The sequence below is a fragment of the Azospirillum sp. A26 genome, assembly GCF_042604635.1.
GTDB classification, from domain to species: Bacteria; Pseudomonadota; Alphaproteobacteria; order Azospirillales; family Azospirillaceae; genus Azospirillum; species Azospirillum palustre.
The window spans coordinates 616628-637201 of the sequence record NZ_CP170474.1; the positions used below are offsets into that span (position 1 = coordinate 616628).

Consider the following 20574-nt stretch of genomic DNA (forward strand, 5'->3'; position numbering starts at 1 on the left):
CTCAAGGCCCGGTCTCCAGCATCGCCTGGACCAGCGTGTCCATGTTGCGGGTCATCTCGCGCTCGAACCGGTCGGCGGCATAGTCGCCATGCGAGATGTGGGAGAAGCTGTAGAGCCGGATGCCGGTCTCGCGGCGGATCGTCTCGACATAGGCGCTGGGGAAGTTCAGCTCCGAGAAGATCACCTGGACGTCGAGCCTGCGCATCGTCGCGATGGTCTCGGCAAGCTGGGCCGGGCTGGGCTCGATGCCGTGGGCCGGCTCGACGACGGCGGAGACCTCCAGCCCGAACTCGCGCAGCAGGTAATCGTAGGCGCCGTGGATGGTGGCGACCCTGAGGCGGGTGTCGCCGGCGCTCGCCAGCTTGCCCAGCGCGTCGGCGCGCAGCTGGCGCAGCCGGCGGGAGTAGGTCCGGGCGTTGGCGGTGTAGGCCTCGGCATTGGCCGGGTCGAGCCGCCCCAGCTCGCGGGCGATGGTGGCGACCTGAAGAACCGAGCCGGTGATCGACAGGAAGCTGTGCGGGTTGACGATCTTGCCGGACGCCCGCGCCGCCGACTGCGCTGCCGACCCGGCGGCGGGCAGCAGCGGCACGTCGGCGTTGGCCTCGACCACCGGCAGCTTGGGCTTGGACGAGGCGGCGATCATCCGCCCGGCGAAATCGTCGTGGCCGATGCCGTTCAGCACGATGGCGTCGAGGCTGCCGATGCGCTGGATATCCTCCGGCCGCGGCTCGTAGGCATGCGGGTTGAAGCCGGCGGGGATGATCGGCACCACCTCTGCCCGGTCGCCGACGATGTTGGCGACGTAGGAATAATAGGGGTGCAGGGTGATGCCGAAGCGCTTGCGGTCGGCGGCAGCGCCGGCGCTGGCGGGAAGAACGCCGGCCGCCAGGGTGGCGGCGAGGAAGCGGCGGCGGTTCAGGGAAAGGCTCATAAGGGCACACTCATCGGGTCACGCCGGCGGTGAAGGTGGAGGTGATCCGCTTCCAGCCGGCGGCGGCCAGCGAGGCCTCGTCGAGGCGGGCGGGCGGCGCTTCGGCGGCGCGCTTCAGCCAGATCGCGGGGCCATGGCCGTCCCCATGACCGTCGTCGCGCCCGCCGTCTTGCCTGTCCAGCAGCAGGAGCAGTGACCCCGCTGTTGCGGGATCGGCGGACAGGCCGGCATAGGCGACCGTCCCGCCGGCTTCCGCCAGGGTCCAGGCATGGCCGCCGCGTGCCGCGGCGCTGGCGTCGGCGGCGAAGGGCGGCAGGGCCTGGGCGGCCAGCTCGGCCGGGGTGGGAGTCCGGCCGTCGGCCTTGCGCAGGGCGGCGATTTCGTCTGCCGCCATCCTGAGGTCGGCGTGCAACCCCTGTTCCGCGGCGGTCAGGGCGGTACGGGAGTCGATCTGGTGGGCGGCCAGGGCGGCCTCCGCGTCCGGTGCCGGCCGCAGCCCGACCGCCGCCGTGGCGGTGGCGAGGATCAGGCCGGCGGCGAGCAGGACCCACAGGGTCTCGCGCTCGGCGCCGGCACGGCGGACGATCTGGTGATGCATGGGGTGGAGAACCCTATTTGATCGCGCTGTGCTCGATCTCGACCGTGTGGCCGGGGCCGGCATCGAACAGCACGTAGAAATCCTGGGCCGGGCGCGGGAAGGACAGGGTGGAGTCCTCGCCCAGCTTGCCCTTGACCAGCACCTGCTCGTCGTAGGCGATCACGTCCAGCACCACGCCGGGCGCCTTCGAGCCGTCGGAGAAACCGCCGGTGCAGACCACCGTCTGGCCGTCCGCCATCCTGCATTCGCAGACCGGGTAATGGGCGTGGGCGGCGGTGGCGGCGCACAGGGCTGACAGGGCGGCGGCGACCGCCAGGGCATGAATACGGGCAGTCATCGCTTTCCTCCCAGAAAACCGGCCAGCGGGGTCGAGGTCTGATGGATGCGTCCGCTCCAGTCCTCGACCGTCACCCACAGCTCCTCGGTCCCGGCCGGCTCGGCCGGCACCGCCACCTCCGCCTCGCGCTCGTACGGGTTGCCGAAGCTGAGCGCGCCTGCGGCGCGCAGGTTCCGCGGCTTGCCGACGCGCAGGAAGACGCCGCGCACCTTGTCGATGTCGGCCGGGCGGAGATGGACGTGGTATTCCTTCATCCATTCGCCGTTGCCGGCCCAATGCGGCGACTCGTCGTGGGTGACGAGCGTGATCGGGAAGGGGCCGGCGCTGACGTCGCGCCGGATCTCGGGCGGGGCGAAGATCGGCTTCGGGCTGAAATAGTTCGGCAGGAAGGGAAGCGGCACCAGCATCATCAGCGCGCTGAGATGGAATTTGCTGCGATGCCAAAATTTACGCATTGGAGGATGCCCTCGCCGTCCTCAGCCCGCGCACCGCCTCGACCGTGGCGCGCGCCGTCCGCTTGGTCCAGATCAGCATGCCGCTGAACACCAGCAGGCTCATCAGCGAGCCGAAGGCGAACCAGATCAGCTTGACCGGCAGGCCGCCGAAATCGCCGGTGTGGAGCGCCCGCATGATGGTGCGGGTCAGCTCGACGCCGGACGAGCCCTCCAGCCCGCCCTCCACGACGATCACCTCGGCGGTGTAGGGGTTGACGCGGACGATGTCCGGCAGCAGCGGCACCTGCCCGCTGGAGCCGAACACCGACGCGGTGTCGTAGGCGGTGTCGGGCAGGTGCAGGTAGCGCAGCCGCATCTCGGGCAGGGCGGTCATGGCCGCGGCCACCACGGCGTCGGCGTCGATTTTCGGCCTGACCGCCGACACGGGAATCTGGTCGCGGGCGACCATCACCGGCGCCTTGCCGCCCCCCAGGCCGATGCCGAGATGGAACAGGGCGATGTAGATCAGGAACCACAGGCTGGTGATGGAGATGACGGCGATGAACCAGATCGACCAGGTGCCGGCGACGCGGTGCAGGTCGCCCCACATCACGCGGGGCGCCTGCTTCCAGCGGATGCGCGGTTGGTAGAAGGATTTCCAGAAGCGCTTGTAGACCACGAGCCCGGTGACGAGCGAGCCGGCCAGCGGGACGGCCAGCGCCGTCACCAGATACCAGCCGGTCGGGTAGGTCATCAGCCAGCCGTGCAGCGCCCGGATGAACTGGCGGAACGAATTGCCGGGGGACAGGCCCTGGACCACGCCGGTGACCGGGTTGACCCAGGCGGTGGTGAAGGTGCCGTCGGGCAGCGCCATCTCGGCGCCCACCGCCATGTGGGAGCCGCCCCAGCTCAGCGACTCGACCCGCCCGCCGGGTGCAGCCGCCTCGGCCGCGGCGATCAGCGCGCCCGGCGGCAGCGGCTGCCCCTCGCCCGACGCCCGCATCGACGGATCGACCAGCCACGTGATCTCGGTGCTGACCACGGCGATGGTGCCGGTGACGCAGATGAAAAACAGGAAGGCCCAGATCGGCATCGCCAGCCAGGAATGCCACAGGAACCACAGCCGCGTGCGCGACTTGCCACCACTCATCTCGATCCTCTCCGCACGGAACATCCTCGCCCTTCCCCTTCAGACGAACGGGCGGGCCTCCAGCCTCAGGATGAAATGCGAAGGATTCTCATTTTTTCGGATGCGGGTCGGAATCCGGGCGCAAGCCCGCCTGTGGCGGCCGCGCCCCGTTCAGCGGCCCATTCAGCGGCCCGGCGGCGGCGGCACCAGCGCATCCATGGTGCGGACGATGCGGGGCGCATAATGCAGCGAGGCCATCGTCGCCATGCCCTTGGCCACCATCCGCAAGGGGGCCGGCATCGGGCGCGCGACATCGATCATCAGGATCGCGCGCAGTTCCGGGCTGTCGTTGACCACCTCGTGATCCCAGGAATCGTCGAACAGCACGCTTTCGCGCTCCTTCCACTGATGGATCCGGTCCTTCACCCGGATGTGCGGCGGCCGGACCGTCGGCACGCGCAATGCCAGATGATAGCGCAGATACATGCGCGACGGCCCTTCATGGGCGCGCACGCTCTTGCCCGGCTCCAGAATCGAGAACATCGCCTGATAGACGCCGGGAATATCCCGGACCAGCTCCAGCGTGCGCGGCGCCAGCGTCCGGGCGGCCTGCGGCACGCGGCCGAAACAGGTCAGCATGAACACGCTCCACCGCCGGTCGCGCTGCAGCCGGCCCGACGAGTGGATCACGTCGGTGTCGATGCTGTGGTAGGAGGGCAGCCGCTCGTAGGCGGCCAGCACTTGGTCGAATTCGCCGCGGATGGTGTCGTAGGCCGCATCGATCCGGCGCAGAGCGGGCATTTCCCGGTCGATGTCGTGAAACACCGGACGGGAGGCGCCGCCGGTGTGCAGGTCGAACAGCGGGTTGAACAGCGCTCCCGACTTGTAGAGCGACATGTTGCGGCGCCAGCGCCGCAGGGTCGGGATCAGCCCGTTGGGATCGGTCTTCTGCAGGGTCAGCATACTGGGTCCCCTTGGAAACAAGGATGTGTGGGAGGCGGGCCGCCGAAACACCGGTCCTCGCGGCCTTCCGATCGGCCGGGTTGCGCGCTCCTCTCCACTATATAGACATATGTTTTGCTTCGATGTCCATGAGTCGTGAAGATATTTCGTAAGCATACACAGGCATTTATTTTGAAAAATTGCCCACCTTGGTGTGATTTTAAACAGTACATTCGCATGCAGAAGGATTTTAGATTCCAAATTGTTGTCATAGTTCTGATAATCGAAAAATTATGTTTGTTTGTTATTGACACAATAAGAGCATCAATTGCACACTTCGCCGGCACATAAGAACAAATACTTTCCCAAAAAAGCCGGAACCCGACCGTCAGGCAGCAGCCTGCCGAGCCGCGAAGCATCGGCGTGTGACGGACAAACATCCATATACGAGCGGGAGAATAATCGTGAGCTTTGCCTCGTACCGCGAGCAGCATGTCGCATTTCTGAACAAGGCGGTGAAGCCCGTCGACCTGACCCTCGATCAGCTCGCAGGCCGGTCGTTCGGCCCGGAGACCCACAAGGGCCCGATGGTGATCTCCTCCGACCCGTCGGAGGACAATCTGGGCTCCAAGCTGGTCACCCTGCAGTCGGTCCAGCAGCTGAAGGACATCGCCGGGATTTCCGACGATCATTTCGCGGCGAACCCGCATGCCGACCGCAGCGTCCGCTATCCGACCCAGCCGGTGCAGACCGATTTCGACAAGGCGATCGAACGGGCGCGCAACGACAACTGCGCGCTGGAGAGCCTGATCCATCCCGCCGACCAGAAGACCATCGGCCAGGCGATGATGGCCTTCATCCACGGCGACAGCCAGAAGGTCAAGGCCTTCGAGCCGGTGATCAACGCCCTGCGCTTCCCCAATCAGGTTCTGCTGACCACCGGCCAGGACATCACCGTCACGCCGGGCAACCCCCTGGTCATCGGTCCCAACAGCCCGTACGTCACCCAGGACCCGGTCCTCGGCGCGGTCGCCATCTTCGGCACCGTCACCGTGCAGCAGGGCGGACAGATCCAGATCCTCATCCCGGTGACCTTCAAGGCCGCCCAGATCAATATGCTGTGAGGGCTGCCCAATGGGTGTCATCTACAACATCACCGTCACCGGCACCAATGGGACGACCGGCACCAGCGGCAGTCCCGGCGGACAGGGCTCTTCGGGCAGGAATGCGACCGGGGGCACCTGCGGCGGCAAGAACAACGCGTCCTGCGTCACGGCGCCGACCAGCGCGACCAACGGCAGCGCCGGCGGCAACGGGACGGGCGGCTCGTCCGGCAGCGACGGCAGCTGCCCGGCAAGCCTGACCTTCCTGGTCGGGACGGTCTCCGGCGCCTTCAATGCCCTGGTCACCGGCGGCAACGGTGGAACCGGCGGCAATGGCGGCAATGGCGGCGCGGGCGGAAGCGGCGGTGCCGGCGCCAGCGTGGTCGGCTGTTGCCAGGGACAGTACGGGTCCAACATGGCGGCCGGCCAGAACGGCAATGGCGGCAACGGCGCCAATGGCGGTGGGGGCGGCAACGGCGCGTCCATCGGCACCGCCATCGTCGTTCTGTACGACGAGATCGTCGGCTCGCCGACCTACAGCCTCAATGCGACGACGTTCGGCCAGGGGGGAGCCGGCGGCTCCGGCGGTTATGCCGGCGGCGCGGGCGGCAGCCCGGGATCGCCCGGCGCCACCGGCAAGAACACGCCGGCCGGCCAGGGACCGACGATGACCATGCGGCCCAACAACGGCTGACGCCACCCCACGACCATCGTCGAGAACGGACACCTGACATGACGAACTCGATCAACGCTCAGATCCTGATCAGCGGATCCAGCGGAGCCAACGGGGCTGACGGCACGGCCGGCGGCGCCGGACCTGCGGGCGTGCCCGGCAGCCCCGGCAGCGCCACTCCCAAAAAGGGCTGCTGCGGCACCACCTACACCTGCACCTGCGCCACCAACGGCACGGCCGGCGGCGGCGGTTCGGTCGGAGGCTCCGGCACCCCCGGCACCTCCGGAGGGGCGCCGCCTCCCTTCATCCTCCATTACGGCAGCCTGTCCGGCTCGCTGACCGTCCTGGCGCAGGGCGGCGACGGCGGCAATGGCGGCGACGGCGGTGTCGGCGGCATCGGCGGTGCCGGGGGCGACGGCGGGAAGAACCAGGCCGTCTGCACCGACAGCAGCGGCAAGACTCCGCAATGCAACCCCACCCAGGGCGGTGCCGGCGGCAATGGCGGCACCGGGGGTGACGGTGCCAACGGCGGCAATGGCGGGAATGGCGGATCGGTGACCGTCTATTGGGACACCGATCCGGGCGACATCCTGGTGCTGACGCCGGGCGGCACCGGCGGGGCCGGTGGTTCCGCCGGCCAGGGCGGCACCGGTGGCGCCGGTGGCGCGAACGAGGCCGGCGGCAGCGCCGTGGCCGGTACGAACGCCGGCGGCGGCCGTGCGGGAATCCCCGGCAATCCGGGCCAGTCCGGCACCCAGACCGTCGTCAAGTATCCCACCACCACGGCATCGGCGGCCTGATCGGCTGCCCGATTGACGGCCACGAGGCATCGGCGGGAGGCATCGGGACGCCGTGATCGGCGCGCCCGACGCCTCCCGGCGGAGTCTCGCCCCCCTTTCCCCAATTCCTCCGCCAACATCCTCACGCCGGGAGCCCTGGTGCCATGGGAAGCGTCAGCCAGTATTCTGCGACCACCGCCAACGCCCTGCTCGATCTGGTCGACATTGCGGGCGGAGACCTCAGCCAAGCCTACCTCCCGGCGACCCTGAATCTCGTGACCACCTTCGCGAATGGCTCCGTCACATCGGGCGGCGGCCAGGGATTGCTTGCCACCGGCACGGTGGCCGGCATCGACGGGCCCGTCGCGGTGCTGGCGGTGGGGGTCAATTGGGCCACCTTCATCTCGTTCTTCGAGCAGTCCTTCCTCACCACCACCACGACGCCGCCGCCCTATCTGAAGGTCGGCAGCAACGACTCCCTGATCGCCCAGGGCTATTCGCTGGCCTACAACGCGATCCACACGCAGATCTGGGCCGCCGTCGCCAAGCTGAAGCTGGTGCCCGGATACGCCTCGAACGTGCCGCTGCTGGTGGTCGGCATGGGTCCGGCCGGACCGCTGGCGCAGATGGCCGCCCTCGACCTGCGGCCGGGACAGACCGGCCCGGACGGCAGCGGCGGTTCCATGGCCAGCCCGGTCGGCGCGGCCGGCTGCTATTCCTTCTCGACCCCAGCCTACGGCAACGCCTCCTATGCGACGGCGGTGACGGCGGCGCTGGGATCGGTCTTCCTGTGCAACCTCAATGGCATCGACTTCTATCCGTCGATCGCCGGAGCCCCCGCCGGCTTCGCCTTCAGCGGTGCGGCCCAGACGCTGACCGCGTCGGTCCCCCCCTCCGACGTGCCCTGGCTGGAACGCACGCCGGCCTTCTACCAGACCGCCTACGGCGCGGCCCAGCCGCAGCTGTCCCACGGCGGAACGGTGACGCCTGTTCCCACGGGCTACAGCGGCGACCTCGCCTACACGCTGGCTCTGCTGACGACGGCGGCCTATGGGCGCTTCCAGCATCCGGACCTGTCGCAGCCGCTGCCGTCCGGCTACACGCGGGCGGCCGACGTCGTGGTCGGCGGCGTCACCTGGGCGTCGATCTACACCTCCCTGGACCGCACGGTGGTGGCGTCGCGCGGCGCCTGCTCGTGGATCGAGCTTCTGGCCTTCATGGGCAACGGGTCCCTGATGCCGCTGCCCTGGTTCACCTCAGGCGGCCGTATCCTGCAAGGGCTGTCCGGCTTCTATCCAGGCTATGCGGCGGCGCTGTTCACCGCCCTGTCGGCTGTTCCCGGCGTGGCGGGCAAGCCGCTGGTGTTCGCCGGCCATGACTTCGGCGGCGCCCTGGCCGCGCTCGCCGCCTACAACCTGGCGCTGGTTCCCCACAGCGGGCTTCCCGCCGCCGCCGCGGTCTACGGCTTCGGCACCGTCCGGTTCGGCGACTACAGCTTCCAGGGCGCCTACCAGTCGGCGCTCGGCAGCGTCAGCTACCAGCTCCTGCGGCCGAACGACGTGATCGCGGCCAACCAGGGACTGTCGCTGATGGCTCCGCTGCCGACGACCATGCAGCTTTCGGGAGGAATGCTGAGCCCGGTCAACAGCACCACCGGCCATACGCTCGCCCTCTACACCTCGCTGCTGAATCCCCGGATATCGGCGACCGCGGAATCCTTCGCCATGCAGTCCGCCGCCGGACCGGTGGCCGCCTTGCCGGGGAACGCGCGCCGGCTCGGCCTGCTCGCCGCCACCGCCACGCCGCGCATCGTCGCCGCGACCGAGCCGGAGCTGACGCCCTTCCTGTCCCGGATGCTGGAGTTCCACGGACTCCATCCCGGGCATCTGGCCGGCCCGGTCCTCGACACCGCCGCTCACCAGGGCCGCATCGTGTTGTCCGCCGACCCGAGGGTCAGCACGCTCGCCCCGGCGCAGGTCTTCGCAGGAGGGAGCCGGGTTTTCGCCACCAACGCGATCCTGGTCCGGGCCGGACAGGCCCTGCACATCGGCTCGCCCGGCAGCCAGCCGTTTCGCCTGGTCGCCCAGTCCATCCTGCTGGAGCCGGGAGCGACCCTGTCGGTCGAAAGCCCGGCGCATCTTGCCGTCGGCTCCATGGCCTCCATGGCAGTGAGCGCCGCCGCCAACCCCAACATCATCGTTCAGGGGGTCAACGGGACCAATGGCAGCCCGGGGTATCAGGGCGCGACAGGGGCTTCCGGTGCTCCCGGCTATCCTGGCGGGAACGGCGGACCGGGACAAAGCGGGGCGTGGGGGGCCAACGGGATCCTGCCATCGTCCTTTACCTTCTCCGTCGGCACCATCAGCGGCACTTTCGTCGTCCGCGTGATCGGCGGCCAGGGCGGCGACGGCGGTCAGGGCGGGGCTGGAGGTGCCGGCGGCAATGGCGGCTCGGGTGCCGCCGGCGGCAGGGGCGGCCAGGGCGGCGATGGCGGCCGGGGCGGCAACGGCGGCAACGGCACGACCATCATCATCAGATACGACACCATGGAGCCGGGAACCAGCGTGGTCTTCCAGGATTTCGGCGGGCTGCGGGGAGCGGGCGGGGCGAGCGGCACAGGCGGGCCGGGCGGCGCCGGGCAGCCTCCCGGCACATCGGGCTATCCCGGCAATCCGGGTCAGCAGGGGCAACCCGGCACCCCGTCGACCCTGCAATTCGTCCCCTCCTCCTCCTGACGGCCGGTTCGGAGCGCTGCCATGCCCACCAAGACCCTGCCCGACAAGGCCGAGGCGCCCGCCGCCGCGCCTGACAGGCCCACCGTGAAGACCGGCATGAAGGCTGGCGTGATCTCCAGCTGGCCCAGGCCGGCGAGGAACCGGGTGATCGACCCCTTCGACCCGCCCTTGCCGCGCTATTCCGGGCCGCAGACCATCGCCCACGAGGAGATGCCGGCGGATGCCCGCGCCTTCATGGACCGGCAGCTGTCCTTCCACGGCATCGACCTGGAGAGCTTCCGGCGGCGCTGGCTCGACAGCGCCCGGCACGGGCGGGCCATGCGGATCTCCTGGGTGCCCGAGCGCTCCTTCGTCGAACCGGCGCAGACCTTCCGCCACACCTGGGTGCGCTATGCGCTGGACGGCATCGTCCTGCGCCCCGGCGCCGAGCTGACGCTGGAAACGCCGTTCGGCGACCCGGTGGAGCTGTATGTGCATCGGCTGACCCTGATGGAGGGCGCGCGGCTGACGGTGCAGGGCGGGGCGGTCCGGCTGGTGATCGGGCAGCTGGTCGGCGCGCGGCCGGAGACGGCGGACAGCGTCGAACCGGCGACTCTGCTGCTGACCAGCGCCGACGGCCGCGACGGCGACCCCGGCGCCAGCGGCGGTGCCGGCCCGATGGGCAACACCGACTGCCCGGACGGTGGCGGTGGTGGCGGCGGCAAAGCCGGCGAGCCGGGTCTGAACGGCATGCCGCTGCGGGACATGGCGGTCACCGTCCACACGGTGACCGGGCGGTCCCGGCTGCTGGTGCGGCCGGGCCGCGGCGGCAATGGCGGCGGCGGCGGCAGCGGCGGGCCGGGGGCCTACGGCCATGCCGTCGCCTTCCACCGCATGGGCCGGGGCGGCGACGGCGGCCATGGCGGCGAGGGCGGCGGCGGCGGGGCCGGCGGCGATGCCGGGCTGCTGCGGCTCGACCTGCATGTCCGCCAGCCGGGATCCGCCTTCGACCTCGACGTCGCGGACGGCGCGCCCGGCGCCGGTGGCAAGGGCGGCGGCGGCGGGGCCGGGGGGATCGGCCTTCCCGACGGACTGACAGGACATGCCGGACGCGACGGAGCGCCGGGCCGGCCGGGCCGGCCGGCGCTGGTGCAATGGCTTCGCACAGGGGAGTGACACCCGTGACCATAGAGCCCGAGACCACAGAGACCGCGCGCACCGGCATCGTCCCGGCGCGCTCCAACGCGCTGCGGGGGGCCGCAGCCGCGGATGTTCTGGCCGAGAATCTTCTGGCCGTCGACCTGACCAGCGCGACCAGCCCCATCCTGATCGAGGCGGCGGGCGTCGAGGCTCCGGCCATCCAGCTTGCGGTCGCCTGCGGGCTGCTGCTGCCGGTCGACGGGCAGGAGGGCGTCTATCAGCTCAACCCCGACTGGTTCACCGACCCGGTGGGCAAGACCGGCCAGGGCATGAGCGAGAACGCCGTCACGCTGGCGCTGGTGATCGCCCAGCTGATCGGGCAGGCCTCGGGCAGTTCGCTCGGCATTCCGGTGCGGGAGCCGGGGGCGCTGGGAACCTGGTATCCGATCAACAAGCCCGGCACCGACACGCCGAGCGGCCTCTATCTGGCGACCCAGCCGGTGTCGTCCGACAGCAACGGCAGCGGCGAGCCACCGACGGTGTTCGGTCTCGGCGTCATGTACACCACCACGGTGACGCTGGGGACGGATGAGAAGGCGGAGCTGGATCTGGTGGCCGACGGCCCCTCCAGCATCGACCTGAAGGTCTGGGGCATGGTGCCGGTCGCCCTGCTCGGCAACGGCGGCGTCGAGGTGGTGGTCGGGCAGGCCGGCCATCCCTTCACCATGGGCTTCGAGGTGACCGGCGGCGACGGGCCGCTGATCGACGCGGCGGGCTTCTCCTTCACCGGCGTGCGGCTGACGGTCGATCTGTCGCCCGCGACCGACCCGGCGGTGACCGTCTCGCTGGTCATCACGCAGCTGACCCTGCCCACCGCGCCGGGCGCCCGCGACTTCACGCTGGCCGACCTCCAGGCGATCAGCGGCGCCGAGATCCTGGCGACGGCGGCGGCGCTGGCGGTGACGGCGCTGGGCAAGCTGGTCGGCGACCAGCCGTCGCTGTCCTACCTGCTGCCGGCGCTGGGGCTGGGCGCCAGCGTGCCCGGCGTCGACGGCGTGCTGCTGCCGATCCTGCGCTGGGACAGCTTCATCGCCCTGGCGGTGAGCGGCGGCGACGTGGCGCGGCCTTTCGTCGACTGGTTCACCGCGCTCGCCACCGACGGGCCGACCCTGTCCGCCTGGATGAAGGCGGTGGGCGGCGCCGTCGGCGGGCTGACCGGCACCGACGCCACGGTGTCGGGAAGCGGCACGCGCGACGATCCGTTCGCGGTGCCCGTCCTCAGCGTGAGCAGCGTCGGCACCCTGCGGCTGACCGCCGGCAGCGGGACCGATACGGCGGGCTTGCGCCATTTCTATCCCGGTCTGGCCTTCGCCTCGACGGCTCTGGTGCTGGGCAGCTCCAGCGCCGCGGTGACCGGCAGCGCCGGGCTGGAAATCCTCGACTTCACGCTGGCCACCGGCGGCGGGGTGCAGGGCGTCGCCCCCGGCCGCTTCAAGGCCGGCATCCTGCTGGCCAATAAGGACATCGCCCAGCCGCTCTACAGCGGGACCATCCTCGGCGGCACCTACAGCTTCGGCGCGCTGGCCGGCGGCATGTCGGTCATCGTCGCCGACGGCGGCGCCACGGTTCAGCCCGCCTTCTCGCTGCTGTCGGTGACGACGCCCACCGGCAGCTATCCCACCATCGACCTGACCCAGCCCGGCGACCTCGTCGCGGCGGCCGAGGCCGAGCTGAACGCCGCCATCGGCGACGCCTTCAACGCGCTGTTCGGCCTGGGCACCGACAGCGAGGTCGGGCCGTCGCTGGCAGCGCTGCTCGGCGTCGCCCCGCCGCCGGGCGCCACGGCCTGGCCGTCGTCGCTGACGCCGCCCTTCAGCCTGTCCGGGCTGCCCAACTCCATCCAGTTCCCGGTCGAGGCGCTGAGCCGCTACTGGGCGGCGCTGATCCGCGGCGACGTGCAGGTCGACGGCCAGCCGCCCTTCTATTTCATGGTGGACGCGCTGGGCACCGTGCTGCGGCAGGTCGGCGGCGGCAGCGGCGGCGTGACCGGGTCCGGCACCGGCGGCGATCCCTGGAGCATGATTCTGGGTCCGGCGGGCAGCCCTGCCGCGCTGGTCGCCTACATCGCCGACGCCCAGACCTCGAACGGTGCGGCCAAGCGGCTGGTGCTGGGCCTCGGCGTCGGGGCGACGCTGCCGATCGCCGGCAACACGCTGGACCTCGCCTTCCGCATCGAGGCGCTGGGGCTCGATGCCGGCGCCGCTGCCGGCCAGGGCATCCAGTCGGCGCAGATCCTGCCGGGCATCGGCGTCTACGGCGGGCTGCCGTCCGGCGTGTCGACGCCCGCGGTGGCCGGAGCCTCGCTGCAGATCGACAAGGGCGGCCTGTCGCTCTACTGGAGCCCCTACGACGGCTGGCACTGGTCGATGTCGGTGGCGGCCCCGACCCTGGTGGTCGATGGCGTGCCGGAGCCGGTCGGCACCGACATGAACTATTCCGACGCCACCGGGCTGTCGCAGCTGGTCACCGATCAGGCCGCCACCTTCGGCGCCATCCTGACCGGGGTGCTGGGTGTGGCGCTCTACCGCGCGCAGCGCCGCGGCGGGCTGGCGCTCGACGGCTGGCTCGGGCTGCTGCCCAACCTGGGGCCGTTCATGCCGCAGGGCATCGACTGGCCCGACGGCATGCCGGTGCTGGCCCCCACCAGCTTCACCGATCCCATCGGCCAGGTCCGGGCCCAGTTGAAGTCGGTGCTGTCCACGCCGGACCGCGCCGCCGCGGTGCTGGGCCTGCTGGGCTGGGCAATCGACGGCACGGACGAAACCGCGGCGCCCGTCGCCGGCACCGGCACCCAGCTCGATCCCTACAGGGTGCCGCTCGACGTGCCGTGGAACCTGCAAGGCACGCTGTGGCAGGATTCCGGCCAGACCATGGCGGTCCCCGGACTGTCGACGCTGCTGTCCTACACGGCGGGCGACGTCACTGCGGTGACCAGCGTGCGGCTGGACCCGATGGGCATCTCCTGGAGCACCGGCGAGCCGGTCGCCGCCTCCGGCGTTCCGGGCCTGTCGGTGCAGACCGTGCTGAGCGGCACGGGCGGCACCCTGGTCACGGTCGACGGCGTCGCCGTCGAGAGCGTGACGCTGGGCGTCGTGCTGACCATGGACCTGTCGGGCGGAACGGCGGGCTTCGCCGCGACCCCGGTCCTGGCGGCGAAGCAGACCGACGGCACGGTGATCGTGCTGGACGGCACGCTCGATCCGTCGGCCAACAGCGCCCTGCTGTCCATCGTCAACGCCGCCATCGGCGTGGCCGCCGCGGCCTTCAAGGGCGACGACACCTTCCAGCTGGTCTACGGCGTCCTCGCCGACCTCGGGCTGGCGGTGCCGGCGGCCAGTGCCGACGGCCCCTACGGCATCGACCCCGGCGGCTTCACGGCGCTGGTGTCCAGTCCGCTGGGCTTCCTGACCGACCGGCTGATGGCGGCGCTGGCCGACGCGACGGTGCAGCCGCTGCTGTTCCAGGCCATCGATGCGACGCTGGGCTTCTCGCTGCCGGCGATGCCGGAGCCGCTGCTGGCGATGCTGGCCGGGCTCGGGCTGGTGACCGACGCGGATCACGGCTATGCCGCCAATGCCGAGGCGATCCTGGCGGTCGCCCGCGCCCCCGCTACCGAACTGTCGCAACGCCTGACCGCGCTGCTGTCCGATCCGGATGCCCGCTCGTCGGTCATCGCGGCGATGACGCACGGCTCGCAGAGCTTCACCGTCGGCCCCTGCACCCTGACCACGGCCAACGGCCGGATCATGACGCTGACGCTGCCGCGCGGCGGCTTCACGGTGGGATCCTTCCTCGACCCGTCGCTGACCGTGCGCGTCGATCTGCAAACCGGCACCATCACGGCTACGCTGGACTGCTTCCTGCCCGATGCCGGGTTCAGCGTGCTGTCCACCCTGACCTACACGGTCGGCGGCAATGCGCCCACGGTGACGGCGCCCACGGTGACGGTCTCGCTGGTCTGGGGCGACGGGTCGGTCCCGCAGCCCACGCCGCTGGTGATCTGGCCGTTCGACCAGAGCGCCTTCATCGACCAGCTTGCCGCCGTCGGCCCGGCCTATGTGCTGGCGACCTTCGTCGCCGAGGCGGTCGACGACATGCTGCTCGCCAAATATCCGCTGGCGCGCAGCCTGTTCCAGGCGTTCGGGCTGGCCGACCCCGATCCGGACACCGGCGTCTGGCAGATGAAGTCGGCGCTCGGCCTGTTCGAGAAGCCGGTGGACTGGCTGCTGTCCGACGCGGTGGTCGGTCAGGACGGGCTGCTGAACATCGCGCAGATCCAGAAGGTGCTGGGCAGCCTGCCGTCGGGGAGCGCCGGGGGGCTGACCCTGGCGCAGGCGCCCGGCGGCGTGCTGCTGTCCGGCCTGCCCTATGGCTTGCAGGTGACGGTGACCGCCGACCCGGCGACCGGCCTGTTCACGGTGGCGCCGGCTCTCAGCGAGGCGATGCCGCTGCTGGCCGGGGCGGAGTTGCAGTCGATGGGCTTCGGCCTGTCGCTGACCGCCAACTACCAGCCTGGCCTGAGCGGCAGCGGCCGGCTGACCGCCGCCATTCCCGGCCTGGACCAGCCGCTGTTCCTGCAAGGCGGCTACGACAAGGGCTTCACGCTGACGGTCGGCGAGGAGGGCGACGGCAAGCCGGTGCTCGACCTCGTGCCGTTCGGCGGCTGGCAGACCTTCGTCCTCCAGGTCGCCGCCGAAGTGGCGCAGACGCTGTTGCAGACGCTGACCCAGAAGCTGCTCGACCAGCTCGCCGCCGAGGGCGACACGACGCTGACGCAGTTCGTCACGGCGCTGCGCAGCACCGCGGCCTCGCTGGACATCAATGGGCTGGTGCAGTCCCTCATCGCCGCACAGCCCGACGCGGCGGCGCTGGAGGCGGCGGCGCTGGCGTGGCTGCGCGAAAGATTGCAGCCGGAGCAGGCGGCCGCCACCGCGTCGGCCGTCGCCAGCCTGTTGCAGCTGGCGCTGAGCGGCGTGTCGAGCGACGGCGGCCTGCTGGTCTATGCGCCGTCCAAATCGGTGCCGGTCACCGTCATGGCCGGCGTGCGCACCGTGGGCGCCGAGACGCTCGCCGGCATCTGGGCGACCCTGTCGGTCACCGCCGCCGACAGCGTGGTGGTGGCGCTGACCCCGACCGGCGTCGGCGTGCCGCTGACCGGCACGCCCGAGGCGCGCGTGCAGTTCGGGCTGTCGGCCCAGGCGATCATCGCGCTCGGCCAGGGGCCGGGCCTGACGGTGACCTACGACAGTGCCGGCGGCGTCGTCGCCGCGGCGGTCGATCCCCTGATGACGGCCGGCGTCTCCAGCAGCCTGAACGCCGAGCTGCTGCCGCTGCCGTTCGGGGTGGCGACGGGCGACGGCTATGCCGGCCGGCTTGAGGCGGCGCTGGCCGTCTGGCTGGAAGGGGTGATGGTGCAGGCGCTGCCGCGCTACGTCTCGGTCGTGGTGCTGAACACCCAGACGGTGGTCAGCTGGCTGAACGCCCCGCTGTTCACCGGCTCGACCCTGACGGCCGGGCAGGTGCTGACCGCCTCGCAGCTTCTGGTGACCGAGAGCGGCGCCTATGCGCTGAACGACTTGGCGTCGTTGCAGTCGCTCGGCGTCGAAGGCTTCCTGGCCGGCTTCCTCAAGGCGCTGACCCAGACGCAGATCCAGGTGCTGTCCTTCCCCGACGGCGGCGGCATCTGGCTGGAACCCGGACCGGACGGCAGCTATGGCGTGCGCTTCGCCGCCACCGGCCTGTCCTTGAAGCAGGTGCCCTATCTGGTCTTCCAGCTGGGCGCCACCGACACCGAATGGATCGCGCTGACCGGGGCGGACCCGTCGCAGTACCAGCCCGGCGTCGCGGCCTACCTGCCGGTCGACGGGCTGATCCCCGACTTCACCGCGGTCAAGCTGCGCCTGATCAACATCGGCGTCGATTTCCAGGGCAAGGCGGGCACCCCGCTGGTCGATTTCAGCCGCTTCCAGCTGGCGAAGATCAAGCCGCGCGGCCTGCTGACCTTCGACTTCGCGCAGTCCGATCCGATCACCGCCTATGGCGGCGGCGTCGATGTCGAGGACATCGCCATCTCGCTGGCCCCCGACACGCTGACGCCGGGCGCCAACACCAACCCGGTCGCGCAGAACCTGCTGGGGTCGGGCGACACCACATCGGCCGGCAATCCGGCAGCCAATCCCGGCTTCTCGATGCGCGCCGGCTGGATGTCCGGCGAGGATCTGGGCGTCGAGCTGTACGACAGCAACGGCGGCAGCCAGACCCGCATCTGGCTGCCGGTGCAGCGCAGCTTCGGCCCGGTCCATGCCAACAAGGTCGGCATCGGCTGGGACAACCCGACCAAGATCGGCAGCGTGCTGTTCGACGGCGGCCTGACGCTGGCCGGGCTGGACGTCGAGCTGATCGACCTGTCGGTGAGCGTCAACGTCACCCAGATCACCGACTACAGCCAGTACAGCCTTGATCTGGCGGGATTGTCGGTGTCCTTCAGCGGCGGCTCGGTCAGCGTGTCGGGCGGGCTGCTGAAGCAGAACAACCCGCTGCGCTACGACGGCCAGCTTCTGGTCAAGGCGGGCAGCTTCTCGCTCTACGCCGTCGGCTCCTTCGCGCTGATCCCGGTCGATCCGGACAGGCCCGACGGCGACAAGGCGGTGTCCTTCTTCGTCTTCCTGAACCTGAACGCGCCGCTGGGCGGCGTGCCGGCCTTCTTCGTCAACGGCGTGGCCGGCGGCTTCTCGGTCAACCGCAACATCATCGTTCCCGATGCCGGGAACATCATGTCCTTCCCGCTGATCCAGGGCGCGATTTCCCAGGCGACCTTCGGCAGCGATCCGACGCCGGCCAGCGCGCTCGCCGTGCTGTCGCAGGACGTCTATCCGCAGATCGGCAGCTATTGGGTCGCCGCCGGCCTGAAATTCTCCAGCTTCCAGATCCTCGACGTCTTCGCCATGCTGCTGGTGAAGTTCGGGCGGGAGTTCGAGATCGACGTCATCGGCGTCGCCACCGCCACCCTGCCGCCGCAGGTCTCGCCGTCCGCGGCGCTGGCCTACATCGAGCTGGCGCTGGTCGCCTCGTTCAAGCCGGACGAGGGCGAGATCTCGGTCACCGCCCAGCTGACCCCCAGCTCGTTCCTGCTGGCGAAGGACTGCAAGCTGACCGGCGGCTTCGCCGCGAAATTCTGGTTCGGCTCCAATCCTTATGCCGGCGATTTCGTCATCACGCTGGGCGGCTACAACCCGTCCTTCCAGCCGCCGGACCATTACCCCAACGTGCCGCGTCTGGGCTTCGACTGGCCGGTGCTGAGCAGCTCGGCCATGACGGTCGGCGTGTCGGGCGGCACCTATTTCGCCCTGACGCCGTCGATGATCATGGCCGGCGGCTATCTGAAGGCGCTGTTCAAGGCCGGGCCGCTCAAGGCGTGGTTCAACGCCGGGGCCGACTTCCTGATCGCCTGGCAGCCCTTCTATTATTATGCCGGGGTGCAGGTGTCGGTCGGCGTCTCCTTCGGCTTCGAGGTCGCAGGCGTCAAGGTGACGCTGACCGCCGAGCTGGGGGCCGGGCTGGAGCTGTGGGGGCCGCCCACCGCCGGCAAGGTCAAGGTCAGCTGGTACGTCATCTCCTTCACCATCCCCTTCGGCGACCAGGGTCAGGATCTGTCCAGCACCCAGCCGCTGAGCTGGGAGGAGTTCGAGGCGCGCATGCTGCCGCAGCCGGACTCGCAGACGGCTCCCCTGGCAAATGCCCGGACGGCGTCGATGATGCTGGCGGCGGCGGAGGGGGACGGCACATCCTCCGGCAACACGGACGGTGCGGACGCCACCCAGGTGGTCGTCAACATCCAGGTCAGCAGCGGCCTGCTGAGCGATACCGGGGAGTTCGGGCCGACGGTCCAGTCCGCCCCCTTCGCCATCGATTTGCGGTCGGTGATGCCGGCCTCCACCGTCACCGTGGCGGAGTCCAGCTATCAGGCCTCCAGCCCGTCGCTCGGCATCCCGCCGATGGATCTGCCGGACATCACGACCGCGATGGCCGTCACGCTGGAATCGCAGGACGATCAGGGGGCCTGGAGCACCCTGTCCATCGACCGGCCCGGCCTGACGCCGGCAACCCTGTCGGGCGGTGCGGCGGCGGCGATGTGGTCGACGCAGGCCTTCGACCCGGTGGGCAAGCCGTCCTCCGACTTCATCGCCGGTGCCGCCTTCGGCATGACCCTGGCCGCCACCGGTGACCATGTGGTCGACACGCTGGCGCCGATGGACCTGCTCACCTCCTTCGGCTACGAGCAGGCCGACCCGCTGCCGTTGCCCTTCGCCGTCACCCCCGTCTACACCGCACCGGCGGCGCTGTCGCAGGACGGCCGCTTCGCCGTCCTGATGGGCAGCATCATGGCGCCGACGCCCTCGACCCTGCGCAGCCAGGTGATGCAGGCGCTGGAGGATGCCCAGGTCGCGGTCATCGTCGACCAGAACCTGTCGGTGATGGCGAGCTTCGCCGACCAGATCTTCCAGGCGGCGCCCAGCCTCGCCAAGCTCGGCTTCGACCTTGCGACCTCCGGTCCGCAGGCGCTGACGGCGCCGCAGCCCAAGCGCGCCGCCAGGGTTGCGGCGGTGGAGGGTCCGCTCGCCCCGCGGCTGCTCGGTTCCTTGCAGGCCTACGCGCTGCCCGCAGCGGCGCCGCGGCGCATCCAAATGGCCGGTGCTGCGGCCCGCAAGGGATCGGTGCTGCTGCCGGCGCCGCGGGTGACGATGCGCTGGGCCGATGCCGACGTCCGTCCGACGCGCGGCGGCGCCCGGACGCTCGCCGGTGCGGGAAGCGCGCCGTCCGCCATCGAGGCCGGCCTCAGTCTCCAGCCCGGATCCGTCGCGGTGTTCGATGCCGGACGGGGGGCGGGGGTGCCGATGCTGGAACTGACGGGCGGAACCCCGGTGATGGTCCACGCCTTCGACAAGGCCGGCCGCATCCTGTCCAGCCGTCTGGTCTCGCCGGCCGGCAGCACTGCCGAGCCTTTGCCGGCCGACACCGCCCAGGTGACGCTGGTCGGGGTGGACAGTGCCGGGACGGCGCCGGTCGCGGGCTGGAACCGGCACAGCACGCTGGTCCAGGCCGACCGCTACACCCTGCTCGGCAGCGGCTGCACCGTGCGGCCCCAGGCCGGACCGCGCCCGCAGCGCGGCCAGCGCGATGCGGCGCCGATTGCAGCACGGGGACCGGTGGAAGGGGCGGCGATGCTGACCCGCAACCGCGTCCAGACCGGTGTCGGCAGCACCGCGCCGGGCTGGGTGGAGACCGTCTTCGGCCACACCGTCGGAACCGTCGCGGTGGTGCTGGACCGCAGGGCGGATGCCGATGCGGTGACGGTGAAGATCGCTGCGACCGGTTCCCCCTGGACGGTCGAGTACGGCGTCGCGGCGACCCCGGCGGCCCGGATCGCGGCCGGCGATGGCACCATCCTGCTCTACGACGCGGCGGCTCTGGCCGCGACGGGGACCGCCGAAGCCGCCGGTGACGGCGAGCGGCATGCCGTCCTGGTGCGCGGCGTCGAGGGGCTGGCCGGCGTCTACGGTCTGGCCGGCACGCCGGCCGAGGTGGAGGCCGGCTGGGACGGGCTGTCGCTCCCGGCGCTGGGGCGCAGCGTGGCGCCGCGTTCGGCCCTGGGCCAAGGCCTGGGACGGGCTGGAGCGGCGAAGGCCGGCGGCCCGACCCTGCTGCGGTTCGTCCGCAGCGAGGCGGCATAGCGG

Annotated in this window: 12 protein-coding genes; 6 read left to right on the forward strand and 6 right to left on the reverse strand. The window is 70.7% G+C overall.

What is annotated here, in order from left to right:
* Window position 1: 1 nt before the first annotated feature.
* The 6 genes from ABNQ39_RS26475 to ABNQ39_RS26500 all read right to left on the reverse strand — a co-directional run bounded on the left by ABNQ39_RS26475 (window position 2) and on the right by ABNQ39_RS26500 (window position 4392).
* The gene (locus ABNQ39_RS26475; protein WP_376964020.1) at window positions 2–931 is read right to left on the reverse strand and encodes a metal ABC transporter solute-binding protein, Zn/Mn family; all 930 of its coding nucleotides are present in this window, start codon (window positions 929–931) and stop codon (window positions 2–4) included.
* 10 nt (window positions 932–941) lie between these two features.
* Window positions 942–1529 (reverse strand): DUF6162 family protein, encoded by a 588-nt coding sequence (locus tag ABNQ39_RS26480; RefSeq protein ID WP_376964023.1) that lies wholly within the window; start codon window positions 1527–1529, stop codon window positions 942–944.
* Between the two features lie 13 nt (window positions 1530–1542).
* Entirely contained in the window at window positions 1543–1866 is a 324-nt protein-coding gene (locus ABNQ39_RS26485; RefSeq protein ID WP_376964026.1) for a hypothetical protein, read from the reverse strand.
* Entirely contained in the window at window positions 1863–2321 is a 459-nt protein-coding gene (locus ABNQ39_RS26490) for a hypothetical protein (RefSeq protein WP_376964028.1), read from the reverse strand. Before ABNQ39_RS26490 ends, ABNQ39_RS26485 begins: the two co-directional genes overlap by 4 nt.
* On the reverse strand, window positions 2314–3474 hold the full coding sequence (locus tag ABNQ39_RS26495; protein ID WP_376964031.1) for a PepSY-associated TM helix domain-containing protein: 1161 nt from the start codon (window positions 3472–3474) through the stop codon (window positions 2314–2316). Before ABNQ39_RS26495 ends, ABNQ39_RS26490 begins: the two co-directional genes overlap by 8 nt.
* Before the next feature lie 138 nt (window positions 3475–3612).
* Entirely contained in the window at window positions 3613–4392 is a 780-nt protein-coding gene (locus ABNQ39_RS26500) for an aspartyl/asparaginyl beta-hydroxylase domain-containing protein (protein ID WP_376964034.1), read from the reverse strand.
* A 443-nt stretch (window positions 4393–4835) separates the two neighbouring features.
* Here ABNQ39_RS26500 and ABNQ39_RS26505 point away from each other — a divergent pair, with 443 nt between their 5' ends.
* The 6 genes from ABNQ39_RS26505 (at window position 4836) to ABNQ39_RS26530 (ending at window position 20571) form a co-directional block, all read left to right on the forward strand.
* Window positions 4836–5495 carry a hypothetical protein gene (locus ABNQ39_RS26505; protein ID WP_376964037.1) on the forward strand — a complete coding sequence of 220 codons (660 nt, stop codon included), beginning with the start codon at window positions 4836–4838 and terminating at the stop codon, window positions 5493–5495.
* A gap of 10 nt (window positions 5496–5505) precedes the next feature.
* Window positions 5506–6168, forward strand: a complete 663-nt coding sequence (locus ABNQ39_RS26510; protein ID WP_376964040.1) for a hypothetical protein — start codon at window positions 5506–5508, stop codon at window positions 6166–6168.
* Window positions 6169–6206: 38 nt separating this feature from the next.
* Window positions 6207–6947: a hypothetical protein gene (locus tag ABNQ39_RS26515; protein WP_376964043.1), complete on the forward strand. Its 741-nt coding sequence runs from the start codon at window positions 6207–6209 to the stop codon at window positions 6945–6947.
* Between the two features lie 143 nt (window positions 6948–7090).
* A complete protein-coding gene (locus ABNQ39_RS26520) occupies window positions 7091–9661 on the forward strand; it encodes a lipase family protein (RefSeq protein WP_376964046.1) in 2571 nt (856 codons plus the stop codon).
* 21 nt (window positions 9662–9682) lie between these two features.
* Entirely contained in the window at window positions 9683–10816 is a 1134-nt protein-coding gene (locus ABNQ39_RS26525) for a hypothetical protein (RefSeq protein ID WP_376964049.1), read from the forward strand.
* Between the two features lie 5 nt (window positions 10817–10821).
* A complete protein-coding gene (locus ABNQ39_RS26530) occupies window positions 10822–20571 on the forward strand; it encodes a DUF6603 domain-containing protein (protein WP_376964052.1) in 9750 nt (3249 codons plus the stop codon).
* The last annotated feature ends 3 nt before the right edge of the window (window positions 20572–20574 follow it).